General features: G+C 74.3%; 12 protein-coding genes. 6 read left to right on the top strand and 6 right to left on the bottom strand.

Annotated features, from left to right (window positions below; all coding sequences use genetic code 11):
• The first annotated feature begins 520 nt into the window (after positions 1–520).
• From ACLJT4_RS14430 to ACLJT4_RS14405, 6 genes are all read left to right on the top strand, one after another.
• A complete protein-coding gene (locus tag ACLJT4_RS14430; protein WP_411122703.1) occupies positions 521–1,504 on the top strand; it encodes a thiopeptide-type bacteriocin biosynthesis protein in 984 nt (327 codons plus the stop codon).
• Positions 1,501–4,389, top strand: a complete 2,889-nt coding sequence (locus ACLJT4_RS14425) for a lantibiotic dehydratase (RefSeq protein ID WP_411122702.1) — start codon at positions 1,501–1,503, stop codon at positions 4,387–4,389. Before ACLJT4_RS14430 ends, ACLJT4_RS14425 begins: the two co-directional genes overlap by 4 nt.
• Entirely contained in the window at positions 4,368–4,538 is a 171-nt protein-coding gene (locus ACLJT4_RS14420) for a hypothetical protein (protein WP_233656058.1), read from the top strand. The genes ACLJT4_RS14425 and ACLJT4_RS14420 overlap by 22 nt, the downstream gene beginning before the upstream one ends.
• Positions 4,539–4,669: 131 nt before the next feature.
• Entirely contained in the window at positions 4,670–5,947 is a 1,278-nt protein-coding gene (locus tag ACLJT4_RS14415) for a lanthionine synthetase LanC family protein (protein ID WP_411122701.1), read from the top strand.
• Between the two features lie 51 nt (positions 5,948–5,998).
• A complete protein-coding gene (locus ACLJT4_RS14410; RefSeq protein ID WP_233656056.1) occupies positions 5,999–6,193 on the top strand; it encodes a hypothetical protein in 195 nt (64 codons plus the stop codon).
• Between the two features lie 75 nt (positions 6,194–6,268).
• Positions 6,269–7,438, top strand: coding sequence for a macrolide family glycosyltransferase (locus ACLJT4_RS14405; protein WP_411122700.1), 1,170 nt, complete (start codon positions 6,269–6,271; stop codon positions 7,436–7,438).
• A 53-nt stretch (positions 7,439–7,491) separates the two neighbouring features.
• On the opposite strand, the gene ACLJT4_RS14400 is transcribed toward ACLJT4_RS14405, so the two are convergent.
• The 6 genes from ACLJT4_RS14400 to ACLJT4_RS14375 form a co-directional block, all read right to left on the bottom strand.
• Positions 7,492–8,376 (bottom strand): RNA polymerase sigma factor SigF, encoded by an 885-nt coding sequence (locus ACLJT4_RS14400; RefSeq protein ID WP_411122699.1) that lies wholly within the window; start codon positions 8,374–8,376, stop codon positions 7,492–7,494.
• A gap of 131 nt (positions 8,377–8,507) precedes the next feature.
• The gene (locus ACLJT4_RS14395) at positions 8,508–8,897 is read right to left on the bottom strand and encodes an anti-sigma factor antagonist (RefSeq protein WP_411122698.1); all 390 of its coding nucleotides are present in this window, start codon (positions 8,895–8,897) and stop codon (positions 8,508–8,510) included.
• 271 nt (positions 8,898–9,168) lie between these two features.
• Positions 9,169–9,540, bottom strand: coding sequence for an ATP-binding protein (locus ACLJT4_RS14390; protein WP_411122697.1), 372 nt, complete (start codon positions 9,538–9,540; stop codon positions 9,169–9,171).
• 121 nt (positions 9,541–9,661) lie between these two features.
• Positions 9,662–10,033, bottom strand: coding sequence for an STAS domain-containing protein (locus ACLJT4_RS14385; RefSeq protein WP_411122696.1), 372 nt, complete (start codon positions 10,031–10,033; stop codon positions 9,662–9,664).
• A complete protein-coding gene (locus ACLJT4_RS14380; protein WP_411122695.1) occupies positions 10,030–11,157 on the bottom strand; it encodes a B12-binding domain-containing protein in 1,128 nt (375 codons plus the stop codon). Before ACLJT4_RS14380 ends, ACLJT4_RS14385 begins: the two co-directional genes overlap by 4 nt.
• Entirely contained in the window at positions 11,154–12,797 is a 1,644-nt protein-coding gene (locus ACLJT4_RS14375; protein ID WP_411122694.1) for a PP2C family protein-serine/threonine phosphatase, read from the bottom strand. Before ACLJT4_RS14375 ends, ACLJT4_RS14380 begins: the two co-directional genes overlap by 4 nt.
• Positions 12,798–13,044 lie beyond the last annotated feature (247 nt).

The following is a 13,044-nucleotide window of genomic DNA, read 5'->3' as shown; positions in this document are numbered from 1 at the left end:
ACTCGTCCCCTGTTGCGAGGTGTTGACGGAGTTGCTATGGGGGCAGTATGACTCCCGGTCGTCGGACCCGGAAGGGGTTCCGTCGGCTTGGCAACTCCTTTGCTGTGACGATGAGTTGACACCCAAGACGGCCGTTGCTCCCGGCGCCTGCGCCCGCGCGTGCGCCGGGAGCCACCCCTGGGGCGCGAGGGGCGGTACGGCCGGAGGCGCGGGCGGTGGCGGGGAAGCCGTGCGGACCGGGCGGGAGGTCCGTCGCGTCAGGGAGCCCTCGGCGGGCGGGACGATGTCGGGGCCGGTGGGAACTCGCCTTGCGGTGCCGTGCCGTCGTGCACCACGGCGCAAGCCAGCGGTGCGAGACCTCGGACCTCCGGCGCACAACTGCTCAATATATGAAGAATGCGGATAATGACGTTATCGGTGAGCGGGCCGGGAAGTCGTCTGGGCGGGGCGATTCGGGCCCCGCATTCCTGTGCCCCGGCCGACCGGCGGGGCTTCGGTGCTCGGTGCCGGAGGAACGTACATGCTGATGGTCACGGACCTGCTCGCGGACTGTCTCCGCAACGCCGGAGCCCTGGAGATATCCGCCCTCCCCGCCTGTGCGGACGCTTCCGAACTCCCCGGGGCCCGCACCGCGTTCCTGGCCGCCGGCCTGGCCGCCGTGCGGCAGCGGACCGCGGGGACGTCCTGGGTCCAGTTCAACCTCGCGCCCGCGCCGGACGGTCACCTCCCGGCGTACGACTGGCTGGGCGCCGTCGCCCGGGAACTCCTCGACACCGGCCGCGCCCAGAACTTCTTCTTCATGCACAAGGAGCCCGGGCTGCGGGTGCGGTTCGAGGCGCCGGACGGTGAACGGGAGGCGCTGCGGGCGGAGTTGACGCACCACTTCGCCGAACGGGGCGGTTGGCGGCAGCCGCCGTTGGGCGTGGTGTACGAGCCCGAGCAGTACCTCTTCGGCGGCCGGGCGTCGATGCCCTACGTGCACCGGCTGTTCACGGACGACTCGTTGGCCTGGTTGGACCACCACGCCCGCCATCCGTGCCCCGAGGGGGAGGCCACGGCCTGGCGGCGCTCGCTGTTCATGCTGCGGGAGGTGTTCGCGGGGCTGGGAGTGGTCGGGTGGGAGCACCGGGGCGTGTGGGACGTCGTGCGCGAGGACACCGGACGCCGGCTCACCGCCGCCGCCCGCGACAGGCACGGGCCCGGAGGAGGGGCGGCGTGGCGGCGGGCCGCCGAGGGCATCCGGGAATTCTGGACACGGCCCGGCGAGCGGATGCTCGCTTCGTTCCCCGAGGAACAGCGGGCGTCCCTGGCCGAGGGTGCCGCGGCCCTGGGCGAGACGGCCCGACGATGGCGCACCGGCTACTTCGAGTCGGGCGCCGCCACCACCGGCCCGCGACGCGCCGCCGCCTACGCGGTGGTCTTCCACTGGAACCGGGCGCGGATGTCGTTCGCCCGGCAGTGCCTGCTGGCCGAGGCGCTCGCCGATGACGGGGAGCCCCGATGACGCGCCGCGCGCCGGACGCCGCCGACGCCCGCCCACCGGCCGCGGCGGCACCCCCGCCCGGCACCGTCGGGCCGACCGCACTGGTCCGCATCGCCGGACTGCCGGGCACGCTCTGGGCGTCCGCCGGCAACGAACCGCTCTTCACCTGGGCCGCTGACCTGGCGGAGCGGGACGCACGCCACACCGCCCGCGCCACGGCACTGGGGGACCGGCTCGGGACCGGCGTCGTGCCGCACCCGCGCCTGGCCGACGCCGCTCGCGGCGCGGTGCTCGCCCTGCGCCGCAGACTGCACGCCGGGACCGCCCCCGGACCCGCGGACCTCCCCGTCCTGGAGACGGTGGCCGGCGTCGACCCGTTGCTGGCCGACGCCCTCACGGAGCTGGCCGACCGGGCGGCGGACCTGGCCGCGGCGCGGGCCGCATGCGCCGCCGCGGTCGCCACCGACCGCGCACGGGTGGGCCGGCTGGCCCTCGACCTGCTGCACCACGACCCGGTCCTGCGCGGCCACCTCGGCGCCACCGCACCCCGGATCGCCGCGGACTTCCCCCGGCGGGCGGCGGCCGGCGAACCCTGGCACGGCAAACGGCTGCGCAAGTACACCGGCTACGTCTGGCGGGTGGCCGCCCGAGCCGCCGCCAAGACCACCCCGCGCGACTGGCTCGGCCAACTCGCCGCCGTCCCCGTCTTCCCCGCACCCGCACTCGGCGCCGCCGCGGCCGGTGATTCCCTCGTCGCGCCGCCCGCCCGGGCCGGGGCCGGCGCCACCAGCAGCATGGAGAACGTCCACCTGCTGTGGGAACGGCTCCGCGACGCCGGACCGGCCGCCGCCGGCCCCGGCGGCCTCCTCGCCCTGACGCCCCTGCACTGCCCGATGCCCACCGGCGTGCTGCGCTGCGCGGTCGTCGACACCGGCTCCCGGGGCTCCCGCCTGCGCCGGATCGAACTGCGCCGCACACCGGTCCTGGACGCGGTGTTGGCGCTTCTCGCGCCCGGCCCCCGCCCGTTCGCCGAGGTCGAGGCCCTGATCGCGGCGCGCCTGACCACCCCGGCGAACGTCACCCCTGAAGGGCGGCGGCGGGCCACCACCGCGCTCCGCGGGTTCCTCCAGCACCTCCTGCGGCTGGGCGTCCTGCAACTCTGTGCCGCGCCGGCGCAACGCCGCACGCACTGGACCCCCGCCGCACGGATCCACCCGCCGCACCACGCCCTCGACGACCATCCGGCCCCGGCGACCGCAGCGGCCCCGGACGCTCGCGACGGCATCGGCCCGCACGCCACCGACGCCGCGCCGCCCCACCAGGACGCCACGTGGTTCGTCGACTCCTACCGCACCCTCGACGCCCGCCTCGACGCCCTCGCCCTGGCCCGGATCACCCGCGGACTGCGGCTCGCCACCCGGCTCGCCGCCCTGCGCGCCGAAGACCGTCCCCCCACGGACCCCACCGGCACCACCCCGCAGCCGTACCCGGGGCCGGCGGACATCGGCCCCGAACCGCGCTCGGTCGCCGACCTCCTGACCGCCCCGCCCGCCGACCCCTCCGCCGAGACGGACCGCCCGACCACCGCCACCACACGCCGCCGCTACGAAGGCTGGCACCCCGCCAGGACGCCCGGTTCCGGATACGCCCACCTGCTCGCCCACCTCGCAGCCCACCTCGACGACGCACGGATCGACCTCGACGGCCCGCTGCTGGACGCCTGCCACGCCCCGCCCGAGGCCCCCGAACTTCTCGCCGCCTGGCCGGCGGACTGCCTGCTGCGCCCGCTCGACGCCGAGGGGCCGGTCGCCGTCCTGGAGACGGTCTCCCCGGCCGGCGTGCTCGACGCCCGGTTCGCCGAGGCACTGCACGCCCTGCACGCCGGCCGGGGCGGCTACCCCCAACCGGCCGCCTACCGGGCCTTCCTCGCCGCCCTCGAACGGGCCGCGGACGTCCGCTTCGTCGAGGTGCTGGTCCCCCCGTTGGACGCCCGCGCCGCCAACGCCGTACGGCGTCCCGTGCTCACCGACTGGTCCACCGGAGACGCCAACACCGCGCTGTACTACGGGAGTTGTGGCGAAGATGGTGTATGCGGAGCGGTGGCGACGCCCCGGCCGCCGGGCGGGAACGCTCCCCGCCCCGTCCACCACCTCCCCCTCGACCGGCTCACCCTCCGCTCCGACGGCCGCCACGTCCTCGCCGAGGTCGACGGGGCGCGGGTCTTCCCCGTCCACCACGCCACCCGGAACCCCGCCCCGCCCTACGACCGGCTCACCCGCCTGCTGATGGCGGCCGCCCACCCGGCCACCCAGCACGTGGTCCAACTGGGCGGCCTGATCGGGGCGTTCCCCACGGCAGGGCGGGTGCCCCGGCTGTCGGTGGGCGGGGACCTGGTCGTCAGCCCCGCCGCCTGGCGGGTGCCCGTCGCGGAACTGTGGGAGCCCGGAACCCGGGAAGCCGACAAGGTGACGTCCCTCGCCGTCCTCCGGCGCACCCGGCAGCTGCCGCGCTTCTGCTTCGCCCGCCCGGCGCCCGGTGCCAAACCGGTACCCGTGGACCTGGCGGCGCTGCCCGCCCTGCACGTCCTGGAACGACTGCGGGCCGCCACGCCCGACGGGGCGTTGATCGTCGAGGAGGCACTGCCCGCACCTGGCCGCTCGCCGGTGCGCGACGCCGTGCACGGTGGGGCACCGGTCGCCGCCCAGGTGCAGCTGCGGACGCCGTACGACGCCCACCCCGAGGAGTTGGCGGCCCGCGCCGCCGCGGCCCTGCGGCACTGGTCCGCACCGCCCCCGCCTCGACCGAGGCCCCAGACCACCCCGGACGCCCCTCCAGAGGGACGACCCCCGGGGCGGAACCGCACACCGAGAAAAGGAGGGCAGTCATGCCCACAACCATCGAACTGACCGACCTCGACAACCTCATCGGCGACCTGGACGCCCGGATCACCGAGTCCGAACTGCCCAGCGCCGAGGCGTACACCGGCGGCTGCTCCGGCGTCTGCACGGTCGTCGTCTGCGACACGGTGCTCTTCTGTTCCGGGGTCGTCTGCTGACCGGATGATCCACCCGCCGCGGAGGAGAGCCGCGGCGCGACGGACCGTCAACCCAGTTCGCAGCAGACGAGGTTGAACGAGCCGTCCGGCATCCCGCCGGACGGCTCCCTGCCCTGGAGGACGCCGCACCCATGCCCCTGCACTCCCGCACCGGACACACCGCCGCCGTGCACCCGCGCCCCTCACCCGCTCGGGAGGCCCGGTGGCGGGCCCACGCCCTCCAGGACGCGGTGCTGCTCCTCGACCGGTACGTCGAGCGGGCCGGCACCGGCCAGGCACCGGGCGCCGGCGGCCACCCCTCTGACCCGGGCGTCCCGGTCCTCGCCCGACTGGTCGCCGACCGCGGCGACCCCGTCGCCACGGCCGCGGCGAGCCGCGCCACCGCCGTGTGGGCCCGCACCGCCGGACGCGGGGCGGGCCACCCGGGCCTCTACGACGGCGGGCTCGCCGGAACCCTCGTCGGGCTGCGCCAGGCGGCCACCCTCCACCCGGCCCTGCACCAGGTCGCCGACCGCCTCGCCGACCGGCTCCCCGCACGCATCCTGGCCGGCGCCGAACGCACCACCCCCGGAGCGGTCACCTTCCGGGACTACGACCTGATCCTCGGCCCCGCCGGCACCCTCCTCGCACTGAGCTCCGCCGCCCCTGAGCGGCACCGCGTGCTCGTCCGCCTCGGCCGGTGCCTGGCCGCGCTCTGCGCCGCCGACGGGCTCGACGGACTGCGCACCCACTATCCGGAGCATCCGCAACTGAGCTGGCTGGACGGGCGGATCAACACGGGCACGGGCCACGGCGTCGCCGGCGTCCTGACCGCCCTCGCGGTGGCCGCCCGGCAGGCGGAGGAGGGCGATGCGAGCGCGGCGCCGGAACTCGCCGCGGCCCTGCGGCGGACGAGCCGTTGGCTGCGAGGCCAGTCGTTCGTCGACGCGCGGGGCATTCGCTCCTGGGACGGCGCGGGGCCGGAAGCCGCCCCGCCCGGCGGGGCCCGCCGCCGACAGGCGTGGTGCTACGGAGCCCCCGGCGTCAGCTGGGCGCTGTGGGACGCCGGGGACACCCTCCGGGACCCCGCGGTCCGGGACCTTGCCGGCGCCGCCTTCGACACCCTCGCCGCCGGCTACGACGAGGACTTCCACCTCTTCGGCGACCACCTCGGCGACCGCCTCGGCCTCTGCCACGGCGCCGCCGGGGTGCTTGCCGTCGCCGACGCGCTGCACCGGCACGCCCGGCTGCCGTCGGCCACCGCACTGCGCGCCCGTCTCCTGGCGCACCTCGACGCCCACCGGGCCGGCACCCGCGCGCTGGGGGAGGAACGGATGAGCCTCCTGGGAGGCGCCGGCGGCACCCTGAGCGCCGTGCTCACCGCCACCGGCGGCGCCCGCGACTGGCTGCCCTGCCTGGGCCTGCGCTGACCCCCGCCGTAACCAGCGATGTGAGTGGCCGTTAACCCGTCCATGAGCGATATGAACGACCGCCTCCTCAGCCTCGTCGACGGTGTGGTGGATCTGGACGAGGAACGACTGCCCCTGCTCACCTTGCGTGAGGCACGGGCCGCGATCGAGCTGCTGCGTCTGCTGGCGGCGGGCGACGGCGAAGGGTCGCACGCCGCACGGCACTTGGCACGGAACCTCGGGCGCCGGATGCCCTCCGAACACTGACCGCGGCCGGTGCCGGCGGGGCGCCGGCGAGGGGCGGACAGGAGGCGAGAATCCACGATCGATAGGATTTTCGCCATGGCGAAACACCTGTTATTCGTGGCCCTGCTCGGTCACGGGCACATCAACCCCACACTTCCGCTGGTCGAGGAACTCGTCCGCCGCGGCCACCGCGTGGACTACGCCACCAGCGCGGAACACGCCGAGGCGGTCACCAGGTCCGGGGCCCACTGGGTGGAGCTGCCGCCGCTCCCGCCGATCGACCGGCCCACCGAATTCGGCCCGGAGACCTTCGGCCTCTTCATGCGCCACCTCTTCGCCGGAATGCGCACGGCCTACCCGGTGCTCCGGGACTACTGCGCCACCACGCCGGTGGACGCGATCTGCTACGACGCCATGAACTGGTCCGCCCGGGTGCTGGCCGAGGAACTGGACCTGCCGGCCGTCCGACTCATCCCCAACTTCGCCTCGAACGAGACGTATTCGCTCTTCGCCCAGTTCATGACCGGCACCGACGGGGCGCACCCGATCACGGCGGCCATCGGCGCCGACTGCGCGGAGTTCGCCGCGGAACACGGTGTCGCGCTCGACCCGGCGCACCTGCTGGACGTCACCGAAAAGCTCAACCTGGTGTTCATACCGAGGGAGTTCCAGCCCGCCGGCGACTCCTTCGACGAGCGGTTCCACTTCATAGGTCCCTCGCTCGGCAGCCGCGCGGACGAACCGTGGTCGCCGCCGGACCCCGAGGCCCCGGTGCTGTTCGTCTCGCTGGGCACGGTCTTCAACGACCGCCCCGAGTTCTACCGCACCTGCATCGACGCCTTCGCCGACGAGCCGTACCACGTGGCGATGTCGGTGGGTGGGCTGGACCCGGCCGCCCTGGGGCCGATCCCGGCGTCGTTCGACGTCCGTGCGCGGTTCCCGCAGCCGGCAGTGCTCCAGCGGGCCACCGCCTTCGTCTCGCACACCGGGATGAACTCCACGATGGAGGCCCTGTACTACGGCGTCGGCCTGATCGCCGTCCCGCAGATGCCCGAACAGGCCGCAAACGCCGGACGGGTGCAGGAGCTCGGGCTCGGCGAGCAGCTCGACGCCCGCACGGTGACCGCGGAGGCGCTGCGGGCCGCGGTGGCCAGGGTCGCGTCCGACGACGCGGTCCGCGCCAACCTCGACCGGATGCGGAAGGTCGTCCGGGAGAGCGGCGGCGCCGTGCGCGGCGTCGAGGTGATCGAGGAGTACCTGCGCTGAGCTGAGCGGCCGGCCGGTCCCCCCACAGTGGTGGGGCGGACCGGCCACCGCCTTCAGGAGCCGGACGACGGGGCCGGCGCGCCGTCCTTGAGCATGCCGGTGCGCAGCCGGCTCAACGTGCGGTTGAGCAGCCGGGAGACGTGCATCTGCGACACGCCGAGCTCGGCCCCGATCTGCGACTGGGTCATCTCCTGACCGAAGCGGAGCTCGATGATGCGCCGTTCACGGGCGTCGAGTTGCCGCAGCAGCGGCGCGAGGGTGTGGAGGTCCTCGACGGTCTCCAGGGCCGGGTCGTGGGCACCCAGCACCTCCGTCAGCGCGCGCCGCTGGTCGCCCGGGTCGGGGTCGGCCGGGGTGTCCAGGGAGTCCGCGGAATAGCCGTTGGCCGCGACGAGTCCCTCGATCACCTCCTCCTCCGACAGCTTCAGGTGCGCCGCGAGCTCCGCGACGGTGGGGTCGCGGTCGAGCGCGGCGTGCAACTGCTCCTTGGCCTTGGCGAGTTCGGTGCGCAACTCCTGCAACCGGCGCGGCACGTGCACGGCCCAGCCGGTGTCCCGGAAGAACCGCTTGATCTCACCGAGGATGTACGGGACGGCGAAGGTGGAGAACTCCACCTCGCGGGAGAGGTCGAAGCGGTCGATCGCCTTGATCAGACCGATGGTGCCGACCTGGACGATGTCCTCCATGTCGTCGCCGCGATGGCGGTAGCGACGGGCGACGTAGCGCACCATCGACATGTTCATCTCGATCAGGGTGTTCCGTGCGTACTGGTACGCGTGGGTGCCCTCTTCGAGCTCCTGCAGCCGGTCGAAGAACTGCTTGGAGAGCGCGCGGGCGTCCCGCGGCGCCACGGCACGCGGCCGCCTGACCTCCGGGAGACCGTCGTCGCGTGCCGTGGTCTGCGCCGGATCCGCGGTGTCGTTCACGACGATGGTCATCACGTCTCCCTCCGTGCCCGACCCCCGCGGGCATCCTTGCCGGCGCTTACCCCGTTCGTGCCGAGGAATGCGTGCCGCGGAGGAATCCGGCCAGAACGGGGTCCGGGCACCGCGAGCGCCGGTCGGGGGCCTCAGGAGGACGACGCCGGGCCCGGCAGGGACGCGGTGGCCAGCGCGAACAGCGCCTCCTCGGGGGTGTCCTGGACCGGCATGCTGACACTGATCCCCGTCAGGTGGAGCAGCCGCCGGACGACCGGGGAAGCGGCGGCCAGTTGCACGCTTCCGCCCACCTTCTTGGTGTCGTTGTGCACCCTGATGATGACGCCCAGCCCCGAGGAATCCATGAACGGCACGTCCCGCAGGTCGAGTACGAGATGGCGTCGGCCGTGGGCGAGTTGATTGGCGAGCTGGTGGTGCAGGGCGGTTCCGGTTGCGGTGTCGAGCTCACCGCACACGGCCGCCACCGCCGTCCGCTCGTCGATGACGGTGACTTCCACGCTCAGCAGATCGGCATGCGACATGTGTCGGCTCCCTTGTCGTGGATCGACCCCGTGGTGGACCGACGGTGCGCCGGGCGGCTCGTGCCGCCGGAAGGCGCAGGTCACCGGGGCAGACCCGGTCGTGCAGTCCGTCCGTGCCGGGCCCGAGCGGAGCGGTTGCGGCAGACCGGGCCAGGCGTCGGCCGGCTCCGGGCGGACCTCGTTCTTGATCCGTGACGAGGGGGCGCCTGCCCCGATGATCTCCAACTATTCCTGGTGCTCGCCAAATGCCCGGACGCGCGCCCGGCACTGCTCACCGCAGGCGCAGCGTGACGTGGATGCCCTTGCCGAACACCGTCGAGGTGATCACGACGGAGGTGGCGAGCCGGCCGACCAGCGACCAGCCGTAGCCGCCGATCCGGCCGTCACGGGTGTCGGACGGCACGAACGGGCGGACCGGGCTGGCGTCTTCGACGGTCACTTCGAGCCGATCGCTGCTGATGCGGGCGGTGAAGCCGGTGACTCCACCGGCGTGCCGCAGGGCGTTGGTGACCAGTTCCGAGGTGATCAACAAGGCGTCGGCCACCACGACGTCGTCGACCTGCCGGTGGCCGGCGCGCAGCAGGGCGAGCACGCGGTCACGCGCTTCGCCTGAGGTAGCGGGCAGTTCCGCGGTGAGAGCCACCGTTCACCTCCTTGGTGGTGCAGGGTCCGGCCTCGGGTGTGCGTCTACCCGCCGTACTGCGATTCGTGCATCAGAGGGTCACTCTGCCACACGGCCTGGTCACGCCCCGGCCGTTCCCGCTTCACGACGACGGCGGAGTGGACGTGGCGGCAGCGGGCGGAGCCGTCAGATGGGCCAACGTGCCGGTCACGGCCAGTAGCCGGTCGAGTGCGGGTGGGCGCTCCTCCAGATGCAACGACACCCCCAGCGCGGTGGTGCGACGGTGGACCATCAGCAGCGCGGACAGGCCCATGGAGTCGCACAGCACCAGCCCGCCGCAGTCCACGCACAGGGCCCGCAGGCCGGTGCGGGCGGCGAGGTGCTCGGTCACGGCGTCCTGGAACTCTGCGGCGCTGTCGACGTCGAGTTCGCCGCGCACCGTGATCCGCAGCACGTCGGGACCGACGGCCGTCGAGGAGAGGTGGAGTATCCGGGCGGGGGACGGATCGGTCATGCGGGCTGCCCAGGGTCGAGCTGTTCGGTGGCGGGCGGCCCGGAGGCGCGCCGGGCGCGGGAGAGGGTCCGCCGACTGCGGGTGATCAGTCCCACGGCCCGGGGGAAGTCCCGCAGCGCGCGCTCCAGCAGGTCCAGGGCGGGCAGCAGCGATTCCGGGGGCACCGCTCGGGCGCGCAGGACGTCCGCCGTCCACACCAGGAAACCGCTGAACAGCTCGGTGTCGTCGGTGTAGAGGGCGGCGGTGAGGAATTCCACGAGGTGCGCGACGTCCTGCGCGGTGTGGTCCCGTTGCACGTCGTCGTAGTCCAGCAGCGCGGGGAAACGGGTCTCCAGACCGGCCAGCACCTCCCGCACCAACTGCCGGGAGCCCCTGGCGACCAGCGCGTATTCCTGGTCCGCCAGGTGCGGCAGGTCGTCGATCGCCTGGTGGTCCGCCTTCCGGCGGGTCAGGGGGCGCTGCAGCCGCTGCGCCGCCTGCCGGGCGTCCGGCGCCCAGGCATCGGCACCCAACTGCCGTGCGTGACGGCCGTCACTCCCGAAGGCCGCCCCGCCCACCAGCACCGGCACCCCGGTGGCCTGGCAGGCGGTGATCGTGGCGTGCGCGGTGGGCAGCCGGGTGACCAGGGAACTCGACAGCGCCACCAGGTCCGGGTTGGTGAGGTGGAGGTGGGCGATCAGGTGCGGAGCCGGGACCTGCGCGCCCAGGTAGTCCACCCGCCAGCCGCGCAGCCGCAGCACCTCGGCCAACAGCCGGGCCGGCAACGCGTGCCACTCGCCGTCCACGCAGGCCACGGTGATCCGGCCGCGCGCCGGCGGTACGGGCGGGACCTCCGGGTGCTGCGCGAGCAGGGCGATGACCCGCTCGTTGATCGCGGTGGCCGCGTGCTCCTGCGCCACGCTCAGCCGGTTCGCCGCCCACTCCACGCCGACCCTCCGCTGGACGCCGCCGATGACGTCCAGCAACAGGGTCTCCGGCGGCACGCCGTCCGTCAGCGCGTCCCGGACGCCGGTGCCGGCGGCGTGCTCGTCACCGGCACGGACCGCCTCCCACAACCGGCTTGTGCAGGAGGGGACTTGGTCCCCGGCGGTGAGTGGGGCAGGGGGCACCGAGGACGTCGTCATGCACCGTGTCCCTCCGTCGGGGTGCCGCCCGGCGCCCGGCGCGAAGAGCCCCGCGGCGCGGTGACGGTCACCACGGCCATGTCGTCGTGCTTGTTGACTCCGACCCACTCCGTCGCCAGCATCTGGACGTGCTCCGCCACCGCCTCGGCGGGCATCCCCGCACAGTGGGCGAGCGCCCGTCGCAGCCGTGTGTCGCCGAAGAGTTCGTCGCCCAGCGGGCCGCCCTTGGACTCGGTGATGCCGTCGGTGAAGAGCACCAGGGACTCGCCGGGGGCGAGGGTGAGCGGGGCGGTCACCGCATCGATCTCCGGGAGCACGCCGACGAGGTTGCCGTGGGTCTCGACCTCCGCCACCCGGCCGTCCGCCCGGACGACCAACGGAGCGGGGTGCCCGGCACACGTCACCCGCAGCTCCACCCGGTCCGCCCGGCGGCGTGCGGAGGCCACGACGAGCGTCGCGAACCGGGTGTGGTGGGAGCTGAGCAGTGCGCCGTTGAGCAGCCGGAGCATCCGCACGTGGTCCCCGGACAGCGGCAGCAGCGCGTGCAGGGTGTTGCGGATCTTGCCGGTGAGCACCGCGGCGTCCAGCCCCTTGCCGCAGACGTCGCCCAGCACCACCAGTGATTCGTCCTGCGGCGCCGCGGCCGGATGGATGTCGTAGAAGTCGCCGCCGACGCGCTCGCCGTCCTTGGCCGCGCGGTAGCGGGCCGCGAACTCCACGCCGCCGACCTGGCCGACGCGCGGCGGCAGCAGCTCGCGCATCAACGTCTCGGTGATCTGCGCCTGTTCCGCGTAGAGCCGGGCCGCGGACATCGCCGCCCCGGCCCGGGCCGCGAAGAGCCGCGCGAAGGACTCCTCGCTCTCGCTGAACGCGGCGTGGTGGGCCCGCCGCAGCAGGACCAGCGCACCGGCCGGTACGCCGTGGCCGGGCAGCGGGGTGACGACCATCGCCCCCACGGGGCCGAAGTTGTCGGGCACCAGCCACTCGGGGGCCGCCGCGGGATCGATCCAGCGGGACGGCACCGGCGGGAACCCGCGCAGCGCCTCGGCGAGGCCGGGCACCGACTCCGGTGCGAAACCGGTCAGTTGGCGGTTGTGCGCACCTGTGCTGTCGGCGGACACCACCGACAGCACCCGGCCGCGCGGGGGAGCGATGACGACGGCCGCGTCCGCGAGGTGGGCGGCCGCCAACCGGCCGGCCACCTCCATGCACCGGTCCAAGTTCAGCGACGACAGCAGTTCGTTGGAGGCCCGGGCCAGGAAGGCGGTCCGGTTGCGCTCCTGGAGCAGTCGGCGTTCGGCCAGTCGGACGTCGGTGTCGTCGGTCAGCCACCACACCACCTCGCCCTCGGGCAGGCGGGTCGCATGGGCCTCGAAGCTGCGGCCGGCCACCTCGCCCCGCGGCGGCGGCGCAGGCGGTTCGGGTGCCGCGGACAGCCGGTCGTGGGCCAGCAGGAGCCAGCCGGGCAGCACCTCGCACAGTGCGCTGCCCTCGATGGCGTCGGGCACCAGCAGGCCGAACGCCTCGTTGGCCCGACGCACCGTTCCCACGGGGTCGGCCACGAGGACCGGGTAGGGCGCAGCGTGCAGCGCCGCGTCGCTCCAGGCATTGTCGGCCGAGCGTTTTGCGGGGTTCACCACGTGTCGGGCCCCGGGGCCGTCCGGAGCCGCTCACCTTTCCTGGTCGTGCCGGCGGGGGCTGCGGCCCACCATTCCACCGCCCGGCTTCCGTGCGCAATCCGCCCCCGGCCAATTCCTCCGCGCCGCTGCGTGTGCCGATCATCCGGTGGCCCTGCCGCCCGCCGCGGGGGCCGGCCGACGGTCCCCGGCCCGGCCGGCCGGACGCGTCACGTGCACGCTCATTTCGGCCGGACCCGTGATCTCCGGG

Source organism: Streptomyces sp. x-19 (genome assembly GCF_046549115.1).
Lineage (GTDB): Bacteria > Actinomycetota > Actinomycetes > Streptomycetales > Streptomycetaceae > Streptomyces > Streptomyces albulus_C.
This window is presented reverse-complemented; position numbering and strand designations above follow the sequence as displayed.

Excerpts from the sequence above, each read along its gene's own strand:
- ACLJT4_RS14430 (WP_411122703.1), top strand. The coding sequence starts at position 521 with ATGCTGATGGTCACGGACCTGCTCGCGGACTGTCTCCGCAACGCCGGA.
- ACLJT4_RS14425 (WP_411122702.1), top strand. The coding sequence starts at position 1,501 with ATGACGCGCCGCGCGCCGGACGCCGCCGACGCCCGCCCACCGGCCGCG.
- ACLJT4_RS14420 (WP_233656058.1), top strand. The coding sequence starts at position 4,368 with ATGCCCACAACCATCGAACTGACCGACCTCGACAACCTCATCGGCGAC.
- ACLJT4_RS14415 (WP_411122701.1), top strand. The coding sequence starts at position 4,670 with ATGCCCCTGCACTCCCGCACCGGACACACCGCCGCCGTGCACCCGCGC.
- ACLJT4_RS14410 (WP_233656056.1), top strand. The coding sequence starts at position 5,999 with ATGAACGACCGCCTCCTCAGCCTCGTCGACGGTGTGGTGGATCTGGAC.
- ACLJT4_RS14405 (WP_411122700.1), top strand. The coding sequence starts at position 6,269 with ATGGCGAAACACCTGTTATTCGTGGCCCTGCTCGGTCACGGGCACATC.
- ACLJT4_RS14400 (WP_411122699.1), bottom strand. The coding sequence starts at position 8,376 with ATGACCATCGTCGTGAACGACACCGCGGATCCGGCGCAGACCACGGCA.
- ACLJT4_RS14395 (WP_411122698.1), bottom strand. The coding sequence starts at position 8,897 with ATGTCGCATGCCGATCTGCTGAGCGTGGAAGTCACCGTCATCGACGAG.
- ACLJT4_RS14385 (WP_411122696.1), bottom strand. The coding sequence starts at position 10,033 with ATGACCGATCCGTCCCCCGCCCGGATACTCCACCTCTCCTCGACGGCC.
- ACLJT4_RS14380 (WP_411122695.1), bottom strand. The coding sequence starts at position 11,157 with ATGACGACGTCCTCGGTGCCCCCTGCCCCACTCACCGCCGGGGACCAA.